We start from the raw sequence: 20361 nt of genomic DNA on the forward strand, positions 1-20361 counted from the left end.
TATGCCTATGGTAGTCCATTATCGACTGGCTATCTCTGCATGTGGTCGAATATGTTGGCCTTCGAGATCCACGCCATAAGAAATAGATTGCAGATAAGCTAATTGTTTATCAACATAGGGTGTGCCTTTGGAGACGATTTGATTTTTTTCGATGTAAAAAGGTTGAAAAGACATTTGAATTTGATCCTCTGCTAGTTTCAAATGAAGTAAACCAGTATCTGCTTTGGGACCCGTTACGTAGTCAGGAAAGAGAAAATTACCAATCGAGTAGGCAATGGGTTTGCCTTTGTAATACTCAAAACCTTGCAAGACATGTACATGACTGCCGATGATTGCATCTGCGCCAGCATCTATCATTAGTTTTGCGAACTCGCGCTGCCAAGGCTCCGGGCGATTGTTCATCTCTACGCCCCAGTGAAGGTAAACCAGAACATAGTCCGCATCTGCGCGCTCGCGTGTAATGGCATCGAGTACAGGTTTACGATCATATGCTTGAGCTATTCCAGGCTTGTTCGGCCCAGCGAACCAATCCCCGGTTGGGATAAAGCGAGAGAAAGCGAGGAATTTCACTTTTTTTCCTTTCAGGATAACACTCTTTGCTTGGTAAGCTTCTCGGGCATTCAGACCACCCCCGACATAGAGCAAACCAGCTTTATCTAGATGGGTCAGTGTATCCAGAAACCCTTTCTGTAAGAAATCCATGGAATGATTATTCGCAACGGAAACCATATCGAAACCGGCTTCTTTAAGTCCTGTAAGTGACTCTGGATTCGATTTGAAATTATAAATCTGATTAGTATCCTTTGCGTCTTCAAGCGTAACGGCTGTTTCGAGATTGACGAAAGAGAAATCCGCCTGCGTGATATCGGATTGAATATGACGAAAAGGATAATCAGGTCCGTTTCGGCTGATTGCATCTTTTACCGACCAATCGAACATGGCATCACCAGCAAAAATAATATGCAGGGGTTCTTGCTCTTCTTGTTTGGATGGGGTTGGTTGTACATATACGACATTTTGGGGAGCGTCACTCGTATTTTCCTCAATGTGATCAGTCGACAAAGATACTTGAATGTTATCTGTCATTTTTGTTGTTGAACTTGAACTAGGTATTTCCGTTTGCATGGTTGCCGGTGTTGCAGTTACCGAACTTATTGTTGGCACATTCTCTGTCACACTCTCTAATGACAAAGGATGGAGCGCAGTCTCACAACCAACAATCCCTATGCTCAAACAAGCCGCAAGTAGAAGACTTGCTCCATATATTTTCATGAGTCACAGACCCTTTCGAGCAACTTTTTCTATATTTTAACAATTGGTAGTTGCGAATGACATCGAATGGTCGTGTTGAAACGCATTAAATTACGCTTAAGACGGGCTATAAAAAGCGGTAATTTGTAATTTTTTTGAGGATTGTGCTACTTTTTGAAACCCCGTACGTATCTAGTACAAGCGATTAATTAGAACAGCATGAAAGGGAGTTTGTTATTCTTGAGGATGCATAAACGAATTGGGATATTATCGCTCGTGGTAGGCATTCTTACTGCGGGTATAGCGCAATCACCTGCACCCGTGCGTGCAGATGTCGTTTGGGATCATTGGAAGCAAGCGGAGTCACTTGTCGCTTCGGGAAATACAGGTGCCGCTGTACCTCATTGGAAATATCTAACGGATTACTACGCGGGTGCAGGGGAATGGGAGAATGCAGCGTTATTTAGTGGGAAATTAGATGCGTATTACGACGCTATTGGTGACTATGATCAAGCGATTCATTACTATGAGCAAGAAAATCAATACTGGGTGAATGCAGGGAAGGATTGGGGAGCAGAAAAATTACAACGTGCAGACCAAATTCGGACCACGGTTGAGTTGTATCGGGAGGAAAGTAATGAGCAAATTGTCCAGCAACGGACACAGCTACAGGGGATCAAGCTTGCCAAATTTGAACCCGCTTATGGGGCGTATCTAGGTGTTTATTCAGAACTAGACCCGAAGGTAGGCAATATTTTCACGAAAATGCAAACTGTGTATGGCAAAAAACATGCGATTTACCTTGCTTATTCCCCATGGGGGAAAAGCTTTCCGTCTGCCTATGCCAAACGTGCCAAAGAGGCGGGAGGCGCTTTACAAATCGCTTGGGAGCCTCATTCAGGGTTAGATCCAGTCACAGACGGTGCTTATTTGCGCAGTTGGGCTAAAGAAGCGAAAGCTTCAGGAATTCCAATTTTCTTACGTTTTGCTGGGGAAATGAATGGTGCTTGGGTAGAATGGAATGGGAATCCAGCACAGTATATTGCGAAATTTAGAATGCTGCATGATGTGTTTGCAGCAGAAGCGCCGAACGTAGCGATGGTGTGGAGCCCAGGCGATGTGCCTGCAAATGATATTGATCCTTACTATCCAGGCGATGCCTATGTAGATTGGGTTGGCGTAAGCTTGTATATCGAGCCTTACTCCAATGGAGATCCCACACAGCCATCCATGTTAGCTACAAGCAATGTAGAGAGATTGACGAGATTATACAACACCTATGCGGATCGGAAACCATTGATGTTAAGTGAGACAGGCGTTCCTCACTATTCCCATTCTGCGGGTGAAGATTATACGGAATGGGCAAAGCTGAATTTGCAGCGATTGTACGAAATCATGCCATACAAGTATCCGAGACTGAAAGCAATAACCTACTTCAATGTGGATCAACAAATGGATAATGCCAAGAACGATTATTCGCTTTCGACTTCATCAGAGATTCAGAATTATTACAGTCAATTAATAGAGAACCCGTATCTTCTCTCCGAGGTAAAGGAAGCTGCTAAGCCCGCAGATCGGGTTGGTTATGTGCCAATTGATGCAGATCACCAATCATTTACAAAGCAAACAAGGGTCATTCCTTTTATTAAAATACCTGAGGTTTACATCGGAAAAGTGGAGTATCTCTTGAATGGGCGGGTAATTGCAACTCAAACGAGCTTGCCTTATGGATTAGATCTAAAAGCTGGAGAAGTGCCAGAAGGCTCGGTATTACAACTTCGTGTCTGGAATAAAACTGGAAAACAAGTTGCGTTTCGAACGTATGGTATTTCATCACAGGTTTCAGTCAATATCAATGGGAAGGTCCAATCATTTGAGCAAGCTCCTGCCATTGTGAATGGATCAACATTCACGCCTCTTCGTGCTATTTTTGAAGCGATGGGCGCCAAAGTTGATTATGATGCAGCGACGAGATCTGTCACAGCAACCAAAGGGAGTACAATCGTTAAGCTGACGCTTGACCAACGAACCGTCTACGTGAATGGCAAACCGATGGAGTTGGAGGAGCCTGCCAGACTAGTGAATGGCTACACGCTTGCGCCTGCTAGATTCGTAGGAGAGACGTTCGGAGGTACTGTCAATTGGGATGGGGCAACAAGAACGGTATCGATTACAACCAAATAAAGGTTGAATAGCAAAAGCTGCTTCAATGCCTGACGACAAGTCAGAGATTGAGCAGCTTTTGTTTGTCTGGTTGGTTATAATTAAACGTTTTGTAAAGCTTGTTCCACCTCTTGCACGATAGAGAGTGCCGCGCTGCGTGCACTTGAGAATGCGCGTTCCGCAAGCTCACCTTTGCCAGTGCAGCCGTCTCCGCAGAAATAGAACGGGATATTTTCGACGCGTGTTGGTAAGAGTCGGTTGGATGCAATGTTTTTAACACTGGATACCATGGCTTTTTTCGATACCCGTTTCACTGCTGTGACATCGCGCCAGCCTGGATAATGTTGATCGAACAGAGCTTCCATTTGCGAAGTTTTGTTGTCTAGATAAGCTTTACGCTCCTCATCACTGTCGAAATTATCACTTAAGTAGGCGATGCCTTGAAGAAGTTGCCCGCCTTCAGGTACTAACGTGTGGTCTGTTGCAGAAACATCACTAATGAACAATTTGTTATCCATATCGCTGATGTAACTGAATGGTCTTGCGACTACGCGGCTTAACCCAATGTCGTAAACCATAACCTCTGTTGCTGTGTTGGACTCGTATGGAGCGAGGAAAGGTTCCCATGCCGTTCCTTTGAGCAGTTTTACAACTTGTTGAACCGGCATTGCGAAGATAACTTTATCAAACGCCACTTCTCGTGTTTTTGTTTTAAGTACAAACTTGCGATCCTCATAACGAAGTCCATCCACACCTTCTTGAAGAGCAAGTTCCCATTTGCCAGAAGTGGTCATCTTCTGCTTGAGTTGATTGGTAATAACAGCCCAGCTGCCCAAAACGTAGTTAACAGGTTTACTGGAAAGGAACAAGTTATGATAATACTCACTTATGACAGCGCCAGATACATTACGAGCATCCTCAGGAGTAATGAAGAAGTTGGAGCAGACGAGATGCTCCCAAAGTTCTTTCACATCTTCATCGGCGTTAGACTCAGCAAGGTAATCCGCTAAGGTAGCGTAGTTCTTTATATTATGAATATTTGCGATGATAGCGGCAATTTCCCCGACAAAACGAACTTTTTGGATCGTGTTGAGCAGATCTGTCTTGAGCAGGTTGATGGCATCGAGCGGCGCGGTTGTAAGTTGATTATGCTTCGCATAAACGACTTTCCGCTTATCGACCTGCTTGGAAGAGAAGGATAGTCCAAGCTCACGCTCCATTGTAGTCAATGTATGACGATCGATCCCATAGATCGCATGTGCACCGTAGTTGAGTGTGAAACCGGCTTTCTCATACGTAAATGCGCGACCTCCGAGCTGTGGACTGCGTTCAAATAAAATACCTTCTACGTGTGGGTTTTCAGATAAATAGGCAGCTGCGGTTAGTCCAGCAAGACCTCCACCGATAATGGCTACTTTCATAAGCTTTTCCTCCTTGGGGGCTGGTTCTACCTGTAGCGATGCGTACGGTTCTTCGGAACGAAGGCCTACCCATAGCCAGGCTAAGTTGTTTTTCATCATGGAGAGTAAATCAGCATCTTCTTGTGTACACCATGTACGGATCGTACCGGCATACATACAGACGAGAAGTTCAATCTTTTTGGGCTCCGGGAGCCAGTGCATCAAGCTTTCTTTCAATACGTTCAATTGCTGCAGTTCTTCCAATTTGACCGTATCATTCTGCAAAGAAAGGGCCTGTAAACTGCGAATAAGTCGCGGTGAGAGTTGCATATTCGACGCTAAGTCTAAAAATAGGCGATTAATGTGTCCCTCTAGTGATTGAACCTTCGAAGGAGGTTGTTTCACCCAGTCCTGAATCAGTTGAATTTGTTTGTTATACAGCGCCGAAATAATGGCATCCTTACTTTTAAAATAATGATAAAAAGTGCCTTTGGATGTGCTGGTAGCTGCGATAATATCATCGACAGAGACGTTTTCATAACCTTTATCCATAAACATGGTTAAAGCGACTTCCATCATGACATCACGCTTTTTGCGGGTCGAGGCTCTCATGAATTGACTCATCCGCTCACTCCATTCAAACAATCGGTTTACACCTATTATATGCATAATTAGACTGTTAGTCTACAAATGAATTGACCAGTGCCAAATTCGGGCTGCAGGATTAAACAATCTAAATGATTCTTTCCCGTGTGGGGGGCATAACATAGGTATATACTTCATGTTAGAACACCTTGAGAGGATGAATTATTGACTTGGATAAAGCGAATTTAGGATGGCATGTATTTTTTGAAAAAGCATTTGAACCGTACCTTGACGAAGAAGGATTGGTCGCTGGCCGCGTCTCCTTAGAACATAAACATATGTACCGCGTACAGACGGAAGTTGGCGAAGTGCTGGCTGAAGTTTCTGGCAAAATGCGTCACCAATCTCTACGTCGCGAGGATTACCCTGCTGTAGGGGATTGGGTTGTCATTTCACTGAGAGATGGAGAAGGGCGTGCCGTGATTCATGCGGTGCTTCCTCGTCGAAGTAAGTTTTCCCGTAAAGTGGCCGGACAAGTCACGGAAGAACAAATCGTTGCAACAAATGTCGATACTGTTTTTCTGGTAAATGCTTTGAATCAGGATTTTAATATCCGCCGAATTGAGCGCTATTTGGTTTTGGCATGGGAGAGCGGTGCTAATCCCGTTATCGTATTGAGTAAGGCAGATTTATGCGAGAATCCAGACGAACTCGCGGCGGAAGTTGCGAGCGTTGCTATAGGTGTGCCTATTCATATTATTAGCTCAGCTGAGAATCGCGGTTTAACTGAACTTGCAAGTTACATGGCGCCTGGCCAAACAGTCGCGCTTTTAGGTTCATCAGGTGTTGGCAAATCCACATTGGTGAATCGTATATATGGCCGAGATATATTAAACACAGGTGATATTCGATCTGGTGATGACAAAGGCAAGCATACAACGACGCATCGTGAGCTTATTCTGCTGCCGGATGGCGGCATTTTGATTGATACCCCAGGGATGAGAGAGTTGCAGTTGTGGAGTGCCTCAGAGGGACTTAGCACGTCGTTTCAGGATATCGAAGAATTCGCAGAGCAGTGCTTTTTCCAAGATTGTAAGCATGAGAATGAACCGAAATGTGCTGTGAAAGCAGCGTTGGATTCTGGCGCGTTATCCGCAGAACGATTTCAGAATTATGTGAAATTACAGAAGGAGCTAGCGTATCTGGCTCGTAAAGAAGATAAAGGCCTACAGACTGCTGAGAAGGCGAAATGGAAGAAGATCCATCAATCGCTCAAAAGCCAACCTCATCGCTAATTGCGAGAAGAATTGGATTGGATTTTTTGATGGCTTTCCGATAAACTTATAACTAAGTTAGGACAACAATGTCGGGAGGACGAATGGATCAATGAGTGATTGTATTTTTTGTAAAATCATTGCAGGGGAGCTTCCCTCGAAGAAAGTCTATGAGGATGATGAGATTCTAGCTTTTCATGATATTCAACCCGCAGCACCAATTCATGTCCTTATTATTCCGAAAAAACACTTTGCCTCACTTGCAGCTGGACAGCCAGAAGATTGGGCTGTTGTCGGGCAAATGCAGCGTGTTGCTGCGCAAATTGCTAGAGAACTAGAGGTAGAAGAATCCGGGTATCGTGTAATAACGAACATTGGAGCAAACGCAGGGCAAATCGTTCACCATTTGCATTATCATTTGATGGCAGGCGCCAGATTGGCACCGCTTGGGGTGCATAACTAATCTTTCTAGTAGGAAAGATCAGTTTTGCGATTGACACCCTAATTACTATCACCTATAATGAGATTTGATGAACCGTTTTGTCTTAGATGGTCTGTTCGGAGGGAGGGAAAACTGTTGTCAGAAACTCGAGTTCGTAAGAACGAAACTATAGATGCTGCACTTCGTCGCTTTAAGCGTTCCATCGCTAAGGATGGCGTTCTTGCAGAAGTTAAGAAACGTAAGCATTATGACAAGCCTAGCGTTAAGCGTAAGCTTAAATCTGAGGCTGCTCGTAAAAGAAAGTTCTAGGAGGCAACATGAGCTTAAGCGATCGATTGAACGAAGATATGAAACAAGCGATGAAGAGTCAGGACAAGTTTAAGCTCTCTGTAATTCGAATGGTACGATCTACGATTAAGAATTCTGAGATTGATCTGAAAAGACCCTTAGACGACAATGAAGTGCTTGATGTTCTAACTCGTGAGATCAAACAGCGTAAGGATTCCCTCCAAGAATTTACCAAGGCAGGTCGAGATGACCTAGCCGACAACCTGAGCGCGGAACTTGTTATTCTAGCTGAGTACATGCCGCAACAGCTTTCTGAGGAAGAAGTGAAAGCCATTGTACAGCAGACCATCCAGCAAATTGGTGCTTCTTCCAAAGCGGATATGGGCAAAGTGATGACGGCATTGATGCCTCAGGTTAAAGGACGCGCTGATGGTAAACTTATCAATCAGTTAGTTCAACAACTATTAGGTTAACACCAAATATGTTTTGTGAAGATCGAGTGGATTTTTCTGCTCGGTCTTTTTTCCATTTTATGGAGCAATATTAATTATTCTAATGAAATTCCGAAACAGTTCATAAACTAATACGTACATATCTATGGATAAGAAAGTTTAGGGGAAGGAGTGAACGACGATGTTTCTTGATAACTTATCTGAGTTTCTGACCCACCCTGTTACCGCAACCGTCTTACTGGTAGTTGGCATTATTGGTATTGCGCTTGAACTGTTATTTTTCAGTAGCGGTTTGCTGGCCCTAGCTGGTGTTGCTGGTTTTGGTTTATACTTCTTGGGCTTCTATTTAGCTGGTTTTGCAAGCTTTGGTGATTTAACTGTATTGGCCATTGGTTTAGTCCTATTAATTTTGGAATTAGTGGTTCCCAGCTTCGGCATTCTCAGCGTGTTAGGTGCGATCTGCCTATTCGGCGGGGTAATGATGGCGTCCTCGGATCCCAAGGAAGCAGCCTATATGCTGGTCATCGCGTTGCTTATCGCTATCGTGGTCGTGATTGCTGCCATCCGGAGATTCAAGAACCGCGGTATTTGGAATCGCTTTATTCTGAAGGAACAATTAACGACCAGCAAGGGCTTCACATCGAATCCAGATCAATCCTACTTGATCGGGATGACAGGTGAGGCTGTAACGCCGCTGCGACCAGCGGGTACGGCCCTCATTCAGGGAGAACGCGTAGATGTCGTTACGAATGGGAATTTTATTTCTGCAAACAGGGCCATTGTTGTCGTAGAAGTAGAAGGGGTACGTGTTGTAGTTAAAGAAGTGGATAACCAACATAACAATTAGGAGGAAACATACAATGACGATTGAACCAGGCTTATACTTGGTGCTGCTCGCAGCCATCATTATTATCGTGTTATCGATTTTACTAAGTGTTGTTCCAGTTATGCTTTGGATATCTGCACTAGCTTCCGGAGTAAGAATTAGTATTATTACCTTGATTGCCATGAGACTCCGTCGAGTTACACCTAGTCGTATCGTAAATCCAATGATTAAAGCAACGAAAGCGGGTATTGACCTTAGTGTTAACCAATTGGAAAGTCACTATCTAGCAGGTGGTAATGTTGATCGTGTTGTGAACGCATTAATTGCTGCACATCGAGCCAAAATTCACTTAGAGTTCGAGCGCGCGGCGGCCATTGATTTGGCGGGTCGTGATGTGTTGTTAGCCGTTCAAATGAGTGTAAATCCACGCGTAATCGAAACGCCTAACGTCTCAGCAGTTGCGAAGAACGGCATTGAAGTAAAAGTTATTGCAAGGGTTACGGTTCGTGCGAATATTGATCGACTCGTCGGTGGTGCGGGGGAGGAGACTATTATTGCCCGCGTCGGTGAAGGGATTGTTACAACGGTAGGGTCAAGCGAATCACATAAGGACGTTTTAGAAAATCCAGACATGATCTCACGTACCGTGTTAGGTAAAGGTCTAGATGCGGGGACAGCTTTTGAAATTCTGTCCATTGATATTGCGGATGTAGATGTAGGCAAAAATATTGGCGCCCATTTGCAAACGGAGCAAGCCGAAGCGGACAAACGAATTGCGCAAGCGAAGGCAGAGGAACGCCGGGCGATGGCGGTTGCAGCAGAGCAAGAAATGAAAGCGCGAGTCGTCGAGATGCGAGCTAAGGTTGTTGAGTCTGAGTCACAGGTGCCGCTTGCTATGGCCGAGGCACTTCGCAATGGCCAATTAGGCGTGATGGATTATATGAACCTCAAAAATATTGAATCCGATACACAAATGCGCTCCTCATTAGGCAAAATAAACGACGGAAAACCTGAGAAGGAATAAGGTTACGAGGTGATGGAATGGAAGCGCTAATCGTATTCTTATTTAAGAATTGGTATTTGGTCATTATTGCATTAACTTTTTATTATCAAATTCAAAGCAGGCGCAAACGTGCTGCGGGTGGAGAAACCAGAACCAGAACGGGTATGCCAACCTTTGGCAATGGCCCAGGAGACGCTGGAAGGCCTGTAGAAGCGAAGACAGTACAAGCGGGACATATTGCTCAGCGGAGTCGACCTGAACGCACGAGAGACGAATTTAGTCAGTCTGGACTTGGAAAGTCAGTGGTGGCTCCTAAGCTGAAAACATCACCTTTCACGCCTCAGGTTACGAATAGTAGTGCAGCGGTGAGTTCTCCTATTTATTCGGATGAAATTTCCTCTTCGCGTATTTTTCCGGATCAGCCTAATCGTGAACAGGTGCTCCAAGGTGTCGTATGGGCCGAGATCCTAGGTCCGCCGCGCGCCAAAAAGCCATATCGCAGATAATCATTGATATGAAGCCCCTTTGCAGAAGAAGCAAGGGGGCTTTTTGTATTTAGCTGAGAAGGACAGCGCAGCCGTTTAGTCAGCATAAAAGCGGATTCTTCCGCATAATTTGGTAGAAAGTCTATGCGCGTTTACTGCATTCTTGATCTTCTAGTTAGAGGGGGTACTGCCCAGCTATGCGTCGCTTGACCCGCAAATGGAACCAGTTCACGGCCAAGATCCTTGATCTTCCCCAAGATGTTGTACAGGATTTGCCGCGAATCACGATGATCGGCAACGTACAGCTATATGTTGAGAATCACCGGGGCGTACTGCATTTTTCTAGTGAAATACTGAAGTTGGAGTTAGCGAAAGGGACGTTGGAGGTTTGTGGCCAGCGGTTGGTTATTAGGGCGATTCTTTCCGAAGAGGTATTCATCGAGGGTGTTATCGATCACGTGAAATATATGCCATAGAAAAGTAATTGGTAGTGTGAATGAGAACTGGAGGCTGAGTCATGAAACAATCCCTATTCATTGCCCGTTTGCGTGGCTATGTACGCATACAAATTAGAGGCAAGGACTGCGAAAGGTTGATACATCCCATGGTGGAGGGCGGTTTCTCCATTTGGGATATTCAAGCTGGCAAAGACGGGAAGCTGGAGCTGTATATCCTCATTAAGGATTTCTTTCGACTTCGGCCGCTCTTGAAACGGACAGGCTGTAGAGTACACGTGTTAGAAAGATTTGGACTGCCCTTTTTTATGGATAAAATCGGTAAGAGAAAAGTGTTGTTTGGTGGATTTGCTGCTTTCATCATCAGCCTCTATGTGCTGACCTCTTTGGTGTGGCAGGTGACGGTGGATGGCAATGATCGTATTGAAGCTAAGGACATTTTGCAAGCAGCATCTAAACAAGGTATTCATAAGTTTCAGTGGAAATTTAAGCTGGACAAGACTGAGGATTTATCTCGTGCGATTCAGCAGGAACTGCCAGATGCGGCGTGGGTCGGTGTTGAAATTCGCGGTACACATATTACGATAAAAGTGGTTGAGGCGACCATTCCGCGCAAAGAACCTTTAAAAAATCCGCGCAATATCGTGGCTGCCAAAAGTGCGTTGGTTACCGAAATTCAATCTGTGAAGGGAAAGCCGATGGTTAAGCCGAATACCTATGTTCGCAAAGGGGCAGTTTTAATCTCGGGTACCATTGGTGATGAGCAGAATAGTCAAGTCGTCGTTGCAGATGGTAAGATAAGAGGAGTGGTCTGGTATACCTCCCGAATTGAGGCGCCACTTACGAAACAGTATAAAGTCTATACAGGTGAAACTGTGCATCGCAGCTATCTTGTTTTTGGGACAAGGGCTCTCCAGCTTACTGGTTATGGGAAGGCCCAATTTGAACATTTTGAAACGATACCTGAACGAAAAACACTGGCTTGGCGCTCATTTTCACTTGGACTTGGATGGCTGCATGAGAAGGTGATGGAGGTTAATTTGGTCGAAGAGCCGATGGAAGCGGCGAATGCCGAAAAGGTTGGCATCGAGCAGGCTAGAGCCAAATTACTAGCGGCAGCAGGCGAGGATGCAAGGATCGTCGGAGAAAAAATTTTGCATGAAAAAACAGAGAATGGTAAAATTTATATAGACGTTCATTTTGAGGTCGAAGAGAATATCGCTGAAGAACAACCAATTGTGACACAAGGAGAATGAGGCCTGTTGATAGAAAATGCGCAATCTGTAAAAATTACTTTGAAAAATCCGGCTGAGGGACTAGCTTTATTTGGGCCGCAGGATAAATTCTTGCATGTCATCGAACGGGAAATTGATGCTCAAATCTTTACGCGCGAAGCCGAAATAACGATTCAAGGCAGGGCTGCGGAAGTGAACTCACTTCAGCAGCTCTTTGAAGTTCTTTTGCAGCTAATCCGCAATAATTACACAGTAACAGAGCGAGATGTGCTCTATGCCGTTGAATTAGCGAAGCAAATGAAGGCAGAGCAATTATTGGATCTGTTTAAAGGTGAAATTACTACCACGCACAAAGGGAAGCCGATTCGTGTCAAAACGATTGGACAGAAAAAATATGTAGAAACGATTAAGAAGAAGGATATTGTTTTTGGAATTGGCCCAGCAGGAACAGGCAAAACCTATTTAGCTGTTGTTCTAGCGGTGACTCGTCTGAAGGAAGGTGCTGTTAAACGCATTGTTCTTACGCGTCCAGCCGTAGAAGCAGGGGAAAGTCTCGGGTTTCTACCAGGGGACTTGCAGGAAAAAGTTGACCCTTATTTACGCCCATTGTATGATGCTCTTAATGATGTCTTAGGGCCTGAGCAAGTAGCGAAGTCACTAGAACGCGGACTCATAGAAATTGCCCCTTTAGCCTATATGAGGGGGCGTACATTGGACGATTCATTTATCATCCTGGATGAGGCGCAGAACACAACTCCTGAGCAAATGAAGATGTTTCTGACAAGGCTTGGTTTTGGTTCTAAGATGGTTATCACAGGCGATGTAACACAGATTGATTTACCACGAGGCAAGTCATCTGGATTGGTTGAAGCGTCTCGTATTCTAAGTGGGATTGAAGAATTGGGTTTTATTCATTTTGATGAGGGTGACGTTGTTCGTCATTCACTCGTTCAGAAGATCATTGTTGCCTATAACGCTGAATCGACTAAGTAAAGATGCTAGTTTGGCTAGATAGAGAGGAATGACCTCCGTAATGAAAAATGAAGTGCAAATGAAAGGCAAATTTCATTACCGGCTGAGCGGATGGAAATACAATACGGGCTTAAGAATACTTTTGTTTCTCATATTAGGATTGATATTCTACGCGACCTTGTATGAGAAGCTTGTTCCACAAGTTTTTGATATTACACTGGGTATGAAGAGTGAGAAGACGATCTATGCACCGGAACAGATTGAGAACGCTGTCGCGACGGAGCAAGCCAAAGAAGATGCTGCGAAGCGCGTCCCACCTGTCTATCAGATCGTTAACCTCAAGAATGAAATCATCAGTGATGCCATTTTTGATAAATTATCTCAGATCAATGCAGATGAAGAAGTGAAGTTCGATGATAAGGTGAGTATTTACCGTCGTGTCATTCCACAATTGATTAGTGAGTTGACGAATGATACCATCAAAACCCTACGGAATAGTGGGCAATATAACGATTTGTTACTTGAACAAATTCAACTTGGTTTGTCGGATCAGAAATATCCGCTTCCTGAGGAAATTTATTTTAAACTGCCGCGGTTGACCAAGGAAGATTTAGCGGATATGCGTACTGTGACGAAAGATATTGTTACCAAGCTGATGATTGAAGAAATCTTGGATGCAAAAACAGCCAGGGCTAAGGTTGCAGAAATGGTGAATACGTCTACGCTAGCGAAGAATACTTCCCGTGAAATGGTAACCGAGATTGCCAGAACTTTAATTACGCCAAATAAATTTTTTGATCAAAAAGGCACTGATGATGCCAAAGGGCAAGCAAGAAGCAATATGAAGACTGTTTATATTAATAAGAATGATGTGCTGGTCAAATCTGGCGATGTCATTACGGAAGAAATATATACACGGTTGGAAAAGCTTAAACTGTTAAAGGATAAGGCGAATCATTTGCCGCAGTTTGGCCTTGTTATTCTTTGTGCTCTGTTATCATTTGTTATCTTTATGTTCGTTAGACAGAGTAACTTGCAGGTCAAATACAATAATTCGCAGCTGGTCATGCTTGTTTTGATCTTTTTAATGAATATCGCTGGCATGAAAATCATTTCACTGCTGCAGAATTTCGACTATCCTTTCATTGGGTATTTGGCTCCTACAGCTCTTGGAAGTATTTTGATCGCGATCTTGTTGGATGCACCGCTTGCATTTATTTCATCGGTTTTATTCTCCATAATTGCGAGCATTATTTTTAATGCTGAGCACGATGCGCTATTCGATTTCCGATTTGGCTTAGTCAGCTTAGTTATTTGCTTTAGCGGCGTGTTTACGATTCAACGTGCTAGTCAACGTGCGACCATTTTAAAAGCGGGCCTCATGATCGCTTTCTTCTCCATGTTAACCATAACGGCGATGCTGTTGATGGAAGATCATTTTCAACAAAGAGAAGCATTGATGTCCCTGTCTTTTGCTACAGCTGGCGGACTAGTTACGGTCGTATTCGTCATTGGATTGCTTCCGTTTTTTGAAGCTTCCTTCGGGATTCTTTCTCCGCTTAAGCTTGTCGAGCTTTCAAATCCCAATCATCCCTTACTGCGTAAGCTGCTCACGGAGACACCTGGCACGTATCATCATAGTGTGATGGTAGGCAACTTGTCCGAAGCGGCGGCCGAATCTATAGGTGCAGACGGGTTACTGTGCCGTGTAGGATCGTACTATCATGATATCGGTAAAACAAAGCGACCAAGTTACTTTATCGAAAATCAAACGAATATTGAAAATCCGCATGATCGGATTGATCCGAATTTAAGCAAGTCCATTATTATCGCGCACCCGCGTGATGGTGTTGATATGTTGAAGGACTTCAAAATGCCGAAACCGATTCGCGATATCGCTGAGCAGCATCATGGAACAACGCTACTGCACTATTTCTATCATAAAGCGAAGAAACTAGCTGAAGAAGAGAACAGTGAGAAAGGGATACGTGAAGAAGATTTTCGATATCCAGGTCCTAAAGCGCAATCGAAAGAAGCGGCAATTGTGGGAATTGCAGACAGCGTAGAAGCGGCTGTACGTTCATTACGCAACCCTACGTTGGAACAGATCGATTCCATGGTAACCAAGATTATCAAATCACGGTTAGATGATGGTCAGTTCAACGAATGTGACCTCACGCTGAAAGAGCTTGATAAAATAGCGAAAACATTGAATGAAACCTTGCTAGGGATTTTTCATTCGCGAATAGAGTACCCAGGTGAAATTACGGGTAAGAAGCCAGGAGATAAGAAGGAGGGCAATTCCTAATGGCAAGTGTGGATTTAACGTTAGCATGGAGCAGTGAACAAGAAGAGAAGGAAATCACACCTGCGTTCATTGAGAAGCTTGAAGAACTTCTTAAACTTGCAGGTGAGATTGAAGGCATTACCGAAGGAGAGGTTGCTCTTACGTTTGTTGACGATGAGACGATCCAAGATCTGAATAAACAATATCGTAACTTAGATAAACCGACGGATGTCCTTTCTTTTGCAATGAGTGAATTTGGGGATGACGAGATTCAGATCAATTATGAAGATGACAGCGAGGATTCCGAAGGTGAACTCCAAGAAGGTGAAACCGTATCGGAAGCGTTCATTGAGCCGCTTGGCGATATTATTATTTCCGTACCGCGTGCTATCGCGCAAGCGGAAGATTATGGTCACTCGGTAGAACGCGAGTTAGGTTTTTTGTTTGTACATGGATTCCTACATCTTATTGGGTACGATCACCAGAGTGAAGAGGAAGAAAAAATGATGTTCGCTAAACAGGAGGACATTTTGCAGAGGGCAGGCTTGACGCGATAATGTCGAGCGGCTTCCGTAAATGGCGCAGAAGTTTTCGGTATGCTTATGAGGGAATTAAGTACGCACTAGATACGCAACGTAATATGAAATTCCATTTTTCCGTTGCGTTTCTTGTTTTACTAGCAGCGCTGTTCATCCATTTGTCCAAAACAGATATTTTATTTATCTTATTAGCGGTAACTCTCATGATTGTTACGGAATTAATTAATACGGCTGTGGAGAAAACGGTGGACCTGGCGATGCCAGACCGACATCCCTTAGCCAAAATTGCGAAGGACGTCGCCGCGGCGTCCGTATTGGTGTCTGCCATGTTTGCAGTCGTTGTGGGTTTAGTTGTTTTCTACGAGCCCATCGATCAGCTGCTGCGACATGCTAGGCTCCAAGAGACACCGCTATCTGCAGGTGCGATATGGATCTTAATTGCACTTGTCATGCTGACGGTGATCGTTATTGAGACTCGCTTTTCAGATAAAGGCAAATTAGTGCGGCCTAGTTTATTGACAGCTATTGCTTTTGCAATTGCCACAGTCATTTTGGTCATTGTGACCGAAACGATCGCTGCGTTACTTGCGTATACGCTGTCTATTATTATCTTAATTGTGTTATATGATAAAAAAACAAGGCCATTTCCAGCACTCTTTTTGGGGGCGATGATTGGTATTGTGGTGACGCTCCTCGCTTTTACCTGCTTAAACATGCTATAACTTAACTATTACTTACTATTTCTTATAAAAGGGTGGATGGCTATGAATCCGCAAGAACTCATTGATTTCGCTAAAGAAGCGATGAAACGAGCCTATACGCCTTATTCCAACTTTCAGGTCGGTGCCGCGTTATTGGACGCGAATGGAAACGTGCACCTGGGCTGCAACGTCGAGAACGCTGCCTATGGACCGACGAACTGTGCCGAGCGAACTGCGTTATTCCGCGCTATTGCCGATGGGCATCCAAGAGGATCCTTCCAGGCAATCGCGGTAACTGGAGATACGGAAGGACCGATTTCGCCATGTGGCGTATGTCGACAAGTATTAATTGAACTGTGCGAACCGGAAATGCCTGTTTATTTGAGTAATGTCAAAGGAGCTTTCGTTCAAACGACGGTAGCTGCTTTATTGCCAGGCGCTTTTACAACAAAGGATTTGCACACAAATGGAGGATAAGTAGAAGTGGCAAAAAAAGAATTTAAGTCAGGGTTTGTCGCGATTATCGGACGGCCGAATGTCGGGAAATCAACACTAATGAACCAAATTATCGGACAAAAGATTGCGATTATGTCAGATAAGCCTCAAACGACTAGAAATAAGATTCATGGCGTGTATACCTCAGAGAATGGACAGATTGTATTTCTAGATACGCCAGGGATCCATAAACCTACATCTAAACTTGGTGATTACATGAGTAAAGTTGCTCATGGAACTCTTGGAGAAGTCGACGCGGTATTATTCTTGGTCGATGTAGTAGACGGTATTGGTGGTGGAGACCGTTATATTATCGAGCAGTTGAAACATATTGAAACACCGGTTATTCTCGTGTTGAACAAAATTGATTTGGTACAGCCGGAAGCGCTGCTTGCCATTATTACGAATTACAAAGATTTGTATAATTTTGCTGAAATCGTACCTGTATCCGCGTTAAAAGGGAACAATGTGACGACACTTTTGGAGCAAATCATTCGCTATTTGCCAGAAGGACCGCAATATTACCCGGCGGATCAAATTACCGATCATCCAGAGCAATTCGTATGCGCGGAGCTCGTTCGGGAGAAGATTTTGCATATGACACGAGAAGAAATTCCTCACTCCATTGCTGTTCAAATTGAGGATATGCGTGTTGAGCCGAATGGTATCGTTCATATCTCAGCTGTCATATTCGTGGAACGTGAATCACAAAAAGGCATCGTGATCGGGAAGCAAGGTGCATTATTGAAGGAAATCGGGAGACAAGCCCGTCGTGATATTGAAACACTCTTAGGTTCCAAAACGTTCTTAGAGTTGTGGGTGAAAGTCAAGAAAGACTGGAGAAATCAAGACAGAGTTCTTCGTGATCTTGGTTTCCGTCACGAGTAAACAGAATTTCCTGAGAGTACCAGTTTTTACATCGCATAGTGAGGCGGTCAATGCACATCCTATGAACATCACGTTCGATGGGGAGGATGCTGAACATGAAAGATTTTTCGTGGACGTATTTTTCAAAGACCGGTGATGTGGACGCCTACCTGCTGTACAAACAAGTAACGGGAGAACCTGGCATGGATTCAGAAGTAGAAGAAGAGGATTTAAGTAACGAAGAGCCGCTCGATGGACTGAATATGTGACAGCAAGGTTTTGATTGCTTAGAGCGGCATTCATGGGGGAAGCTACTTGCTGCATAGCGTTCAAGGTATTGTCATTCGTAGCATGGACTACGGTGAAGGCAACAAGATCATTCGTTTATTCACCCCCGAGCTGGGGAAAGTTGGCGTAATGGCTCGTGGTGCGAAGAAACTGAAGAGCAAACATGGCGCCGTTACGCAGCTGTTTACGTACGGCGATTTTGTTTTTTTTAAACAACGGGGTCAGATGGGATCTCTCAACGGCGCTGAGATTATTGAAGCCCATCATGCTTTGCGTGAAGACTTACACAAGTCGGCGTATGCCTCTTATCTGGCTGAAATGACGGATCGCATGCTGGGTGATGAAGAAGGTAATAATTACCTCTTTGAGCAGCTGAAAGCAGGATTAATGGCGATTGAGGACAATAAAGACATGCAGATCGTCACGCATCTCTACGAAATGAAGATGTTCGATTTAGCAGGATACCTTCCTGTAACGGATGCTTGTGTGGCTTGCGGTGAAACGGATGGTATCACCGCATTCAGTCCGAATCTCGGCGGCACCATATGCCGGCGTTGCCGCTTCAAGGATGTCTCGGCGATTGCGATTGGTGAGGGGACTCACAAGCTGCTAAGACTTTTTCCGAGGATGGATATGAGAAGGTTAGGCGCGGTTCAAGTTAAGGAAGAGACGAAAGAGCAACTTAAGCAGTGTATGCGTGCTTACATGGATGTACATATTGGCGTACAATGGAAATCAAGAGGATTTATTGAGCAGATGGAGAAATACAATATTTAAGAGGTACTGGTTCATTTGACATGCAATTCCTCCTTTGATATGATGTGGTGGAAAACACCTCGCCCTTGTGCTGACCGCATATCGGTGAGGTTTTTCTCATGCTGTCGTTCTGATCTGTTGTTCTTTACATACAAATGCTAGTGTAGGGTCTTGTCCCTGCTGAAAGGGGTTAGGAATATGGAACATTCACAACCTACTCGTGTTTATGTCGTTTCGGATTCTGTTGGTGAAACAGGAGAATCTGTCGTCCGGGCAGCTGCCATGCAATTTCATCCTGTGCCTGTGGAAATAGTGAGAGCCCCGTTTATTCATGATTTTGAAGGGATAGATAAAGTCATCAATGGGATTAGAACGCATGGCGGGATTGTTGTATTTACCCTGGTCATTCCAGAGCTCCGGGATGATTTGATTGCCAAAGCGAAGCAGTACGATATTCCTTTTATTGATTTGCTAGGCCCTGTAGTTACAACACTCGGAAACGCACTTCGCCAAGAGCCGCGCAGACAACCAGGTATGATTCATCCTTTGGATGAGGATTATTTTAAGAAAGTCGAGGCCGTCGAGTTTGCGGTCAAATACGATGATGGGCGCGATTTTAGCGGCATTCAAAAAGCGGATATCATTCTTCTTGGCGTATCCCGTACATCCAAAACACCGTTGTCCATGTATTTGGCACATAAAAGATTGAAAGTGGCCAACGTACCTTTGGTCCCGGAAATGCAACCTCCAGCAGCTATATATACCGTGCCCAAAGAAAAGATTATTGGCTTGCGCATTGACCCTAATAAATTAAATGTCATTCGTCAAGAACGCCTTCGAACACTTGGTCTTGCAGAAAATGCAACCTATGCGAATGTAGAACGTATTAAAATAGAACTGGATTTTGCTGATAAAATTATGAGTAAAATCGGTTGTGTGATCTTTGATGTATCCAACCGTGCTGTTGAAGAAACAGCCAGTCTAATCATGGATCACATCGAACATCGATCATAAGCTTTTATGTTCTGGCTTGCAGGATTTTTTGTAAGTCCATCGTATATAATAGTACGGTGAGATTTCTTAATAAAGGCAGGGGCTGACACTTGCATGCAAGAAATATTATTGTTGATGCCGATGCTTGTCCAGTAAAGTCGGAAATCGAGCAGGCGGGTAGACAGTTTGGTGTACAAGTTATACTCGTTGCTTCTTTCGATCATAAGATGAAGCAAAACCCCGGTGTAAAGGTAGTTCAAGTAGATCGGTCCGATCAATCTGTCGATTTATATATTGCCAATCAGATTCGGTCAGGTGATATTTTGGTAACACAAGACTTCGGACTCGCGGCATTAGGTCTCGCGAAGGGTTCGATTTGTTTGACGAATCGGGGGCAGGAATACACCGATAGTTCGATCGATTATCTGTTGGAACGCCGTCATGCTTCCGCCAAAATGCGAAGAAATGGCAAGCATACGAAAGGGCCAAAACCTTTTACAGAGATGGATCGTAAAAATTTTCTACATGGTTTGACAAATCTTTTAGAAAAATTGCAGGAAATCGAAAATAAGTAGCGAATAGTAATTAGTCGGAAAAGCGACCT

General features: G+C 44.2%; 22 protein-coding genes. 20 read left to right on the top strand and 2 right to left on the bottom strand.

What is annotated here, in order from left to right:
* Positions 1–18: 18 nt before the first annotated feature.
* Complete coding sequence (locus J2736_RS12290; RefSeq protein WP_310226907.1) at positions 19–1272, bottom strand: CapA family protein; 1254 nt, start codon at positions 1270–1272, stop codon at positions 19–21.
* A gap of 225 nt (positions 1273–1497) precedes the next feature.
* Here J2736_RS12290 and J2736_RS12295 point away from each other — a divergent pair, with 225 nt between their 5' ends.
* Positions 1498–3435: a stalk domain-containing protein gene (locus J2736_RS12295; RefSeq protein WP_310499108.1), complete on the top strand. Its 1938-nt coding sequence runs from the start codon at positions 1498–1500 to the stop codon at positions 3433–3435.
* An 80-nt stretch (positions 3436–3515) separates the two neighbouring features.
* Here J2736_RS12295 and J2736_RS12300 read toward each other — a convergent pair whose 3' ends face one another.
* Positions 3516–5438, bottom strand: a complete 1923-nt coding sequence (locus J2736_RS12300; protein ID WP_310226909.1) for an FAD-dependent oxidoreductase — start codon at positions 5436–5438, stop codon at positions 3516–3518.
* A gap of 191 nt (positions 5439–5629) precedes the next feature.
* On the opposite strand from J2736_RS12300, the gene rsgA reads away from it, so the two are divergent.
* The 19 genes from rsgA (at position 5630) to J2736_RS12395 (ending at position 20332) form a co-directional block, all read left to right on the top strand.
* Complete coding sequence (gene rsgA / locus J2736_RS12305; RefSeq protein ID WP_310226910.1) at positions 5630–6694, top strand: ribosome small subunit-dependent GTPase A; 1065 nt, start codon at positions 5630–5632, stop codon at positions 6692–6694.
* Positions 6695–6785: 91 nt separating this feature from the next.
* Positions 6786–7136: a histidine triad nucleotide-binding protein gene (locus J2736_RS12310; protein WP_310226912.1), complete on the top strand. Its 351-nt coding sequence runs from the start codon at positions 6786–6788 to the stop codon at positions 7134–7136.
* Between the two features lie 114 nt (positions 7137–7250).
* A complete protein-coding gene (rpsU, locus tag J2736_RS12315; RefSeq protein ID WP_028558020.1) occupies positions 7251–7424 on the top strand; it encodes a 30S ribosomal protein S21 in 174 nt (57 codons plus the stop codon).
* An 8-nt stretch (positions 7425–7432) separates the two neighbouring features.
* Positions 7433–7876: a GatB/YqeY domain-containing protein gene (locus tag J2736_RS12320; protein WP_057314579.1), complete on the top strand. Its 444-nt coding sequence runs from the start codon at positions 7433–7435 to the stop codon at positions 7874–7876.
* A gap of 160 nt (positions 7877–8036) precedes the next feature.
* Positions 8037–8702 carry an NfeD family protein gene (locus J2736_RS12325; RefSeq protein WP_310226914.1) on the top strand — a complete coding sequence of 222 codons (666 nt, stop codon included), beginning with the start codon at positions 8037–8039 and terminating at the stop codon, positions 8700–8702.
* A gap of 13 nt (positions 8703–8715) precedes the next feature.
* Complete coding sequence (gene floA, locus J2736_RS12330; protein WP_310226916.1) at positions 8716–9705, top strand: flotillin-like protein FloA; 990 nt, start codon at positions 8716–8718, stop codon at positions 9703–9705.
* Positions 9706–9722: 17 nt separating this feature from the next.
* Positions 9723–10190 (top strand): hypothetical protein, encoded by a 468-nt coding sequence (locus tag J2736_RS12335; protein ID WP_310226918.1) that lies wholly within the window; start codon positions 9723–9725, stop codon positions 10188–10190.
* Positions 10191–10366: 176 nt separating this feature from the next.
* On the top strand, positions 10367–10645 hold the full coding sequence (gene yqfC, locus J2736_RS12340) for a sporulation protein YqfC (RefSeq protein ID WP_310226920.1): 279 nt from the start codon (positions 10367–10369) through the stop codon (positions 10643–10645).
* 41 nt (positions 10646–10686) lie between these two features.
* The gene (gene yqfD / locus J2736_RS12345; protein ID WP_310226922.1) at positions 10687–11880 is read left to right on the top strand and encodes a sporulation protein YqfD; all 1194 of its coding nucleotides are present in this window, start codon (positions 10687–10689) and stop codon (positions 11878–11880) included.
* Between the two features lie 6 nt (positions 11881–11886).
* Positions 11887–12852, top strand: a complete 966-nt coding sequence (locus tag J2736_RS12350) for a PhoH family protein (RefSeq protein WP_310226923.1) — start codon at positions 11887–11889, stop codon at positions 12850–12852.
* Positions 12853–12892: 40 nt separating this feature from the next.
* Positions 12893–15139 (top strand): HD family phosphohydrolase, encoded by a 2247-nt coding sequence (locus tag J2736_RS12355; protein WP_310226925.1) that lies wholly within the window; start codon positions 12893–12895, stop codon positions 15137–15139.
* An 8-nt stretch (positions 15140–15147) separates the two neighbouring features.
* Entirely contained in the window at positions 15148–15675 is a 528-nt protein-coding gene (ybeY, locus tag J2736_RS12360; RefSeq protein ID WP_310499109.1) for an rRNA maturation RNase YbeY, read from the top strand.
* Entirely contained in the window at positions 15675–16379 is a 705-nt protein-coding gene (locus J2736_RS12365) for a diacylglycerol kinase (protein WP_310226927.1), read from the top strand. The genes ybeY and J2736_RS12365 overlap by 1 nt, the downstream gene beginning before the upstream one ends.
* A gap of 42 nt (positions 16380–16421) precedes the next feature.
* On the top strand, positions 16422–16835 hold the full coding sequence (gene cdd / locus J2736_RS12370; protein ID WP_310226929.1) for a cytidine deaminase: 414 nt from the start codon (positions 16422–16424) through the stop codon (positions 16833–16835).
* Positions 16836–16841: 6 nt separating this feature from the next.
* On the top strand, positions 16842–17741 hold the full coding sequence (gene era, locus J2736_RS12375) for a GTPase Era (RefSeq protein ID WP_310226931.1): 900 nt from the start codon (positions 16842–16844) through the stop codon (positions 17739–17741).
* Between the two features lie 95 nt (positions 17742–17836).
* The gene (locus tag J2736_RS12380; RefSeq protein ID WP_310226932.1) at positions 17837–17989 is read left to right on the top strand and encodes a YqzL family protein; all 153 of its coding nucleotides are present in this window, start codon (positions 17837–17839) and stop codon (positions 17987–17989) included.
* A gap of 46 nt (positions 17990–18035) precedes the next feature.
* Positions 18036–18785 carry a DNA repair protein RecO gene (gene recO, locus J2736_RS12385; protein ID WP_310226934.1) on the top strand — a complete coding sequence of 250 codons (750 nt, stop codon included), beginning with the start codon at positions 18036–18038 and terminating at the stop codon, positions 18783–18785.
* 177 nt (positions 18786–18962) lie between these two features.
* Positions 18963–19778: a pyruvate, water dikinase regulatory protein gene (locus J2736_RS12390; RefSeq protein WP_310226936.1), complete on the top strand. Its 816-nt coding sequence runs from the start codon at positions 18963–18965 to the stop codon at positions 19776–19778.
* 89 nt (positions 19779–19867) lie between these two features.
* Positions 19868–20332, top strand: a complete 465-nt coding sequence (locus J2736_RS12395; RefSeq protein ID WP_310226938.1) for a YaiI/YqxD family protein — start codon at positions 19868–19870, stop codon at positions 20330–20332.
* Positions 20333–20361: the final 29 nt, after the last annotated feature.

It is taken from the genome of Paenibacillus qinlingensis (assembly GCF_031455095.1).
Classification (GTDB): Bacteria; Bacillota; Bacilli; order Paenibacillales; family NBRC-103111; genus Paenibacillus_E; species Paenibacillus_E qinlingensis_A.

What these genes read in the sequence shown, in the direction of transcription:
- J2736_RS12290 (WP_310226907.1), bottom strand. Translation starts at nt 1,272, where the DNA reads ATGAAAATATATGGAGCAAGTCTTCTACTTGCGGCTTGTTTGAGCATA.
- J2736_RS12295 (WP_310499108.1), top strand. Translation starts at nt 1,498, where the DNA reads ATGCATAAACGAATTGGGATATTATCGCTCGTGGTAGGCATTCTTACT.
- J2736_RS12300 (WP_310226909.1), bottom strand. Translation starts at nt 5,438, where the DNA reads ATGAGTCAATTCATGAGAGCCTCGACCCGCAAAAAGCGTGATGTCATG.
- J2736_RS12310 (WP_310226912.1), top strand. Translation starts at nt 6,786, where the DNA reads ATGAGTGATTGTATTTTTTGTAAAATCATTGCAGGGGAGCTTCCCTCG.
- J2736_RS12320 (WP_057314579.1), top strand. Translation starts at nt 7,433, where the DNA reads ATGAGCTTAAGCGATCGATTGAACGAAGATATGAAACAAGCGATGAAG.
- J2736_RS12325 (WP_310226914.1), top strand. Translation starts at nt 8,037, where the DNA reads ATGTTTCTTGATAACTTATCTGAGTTTCTGACCCACCCTGTTACCGCA.
- floA (WP_310226916.1), top strand. Translation starts at nt 8,716, where the DNA reads ATGACGATTGAACCAGGCTTATACTTGGTGCTGCTCGCAGCCATCATT.
- J2736_RS12335 (WP_310226918.1), top strand. Translation starts at nt 9,723, where the DNA reads ATGGAAGCGCTAATCGTATTCTTATTTAAGAATTGGTATTTGGTCATT.
- yqfC (WP_310226920.1), top strand. Translation starts at nt 10,367, where the DNA reads ATGCGTCGCTTGACCCGCAAATGGAACCAGTTCACGGCCAAGATCCTT.
- yqfD (WP_310226922.1), top strand. Translation starts at nt 10,687, where the DNA reads ATGAAACAATCCCTATTCATTGCCCGTTTGCGTGGCTATGTACGCATA.
- J2736_RS12355 (WP_310226925.1), top strand. Translation starts at nt 12,893, where the DNA reads ATGAAAAATGAAGTGCAAATGAAAGGCAAATTTCATTACCGGCTGAGC.
- J2736_RS12365 (WP_310226927.1), top strand. Translation starts at nt 15,675, where the DNA reads ATGTCGAGCGGCTTCCGTAAATGGCGCAGAAGTTTTCGGTATGCTTAT.
- cdd (WP_310226929.1), top strand. Translation starts at nt 16,422, where the DNA reads ATGAATCCGCAAGAACTCATTGATTTCGCTAAAGAAGCGATGAAACGA.
- J2736_RS12380 (WP_310226932.1), top strand. Translation starts at nt 17,837, where the DNA reads ATGAAAGATTTTTCGTGGACGTATTTTTCAAAGACCGGTGATGTGGAC.
- J2736_RS12390 (WP_310226936.1), top strand. Translation starts at nt 18,963, where the DNA reads ATGGAACATTCACAACCTACTCGTGTTTATGTCGTTTCGGATTCTGTT.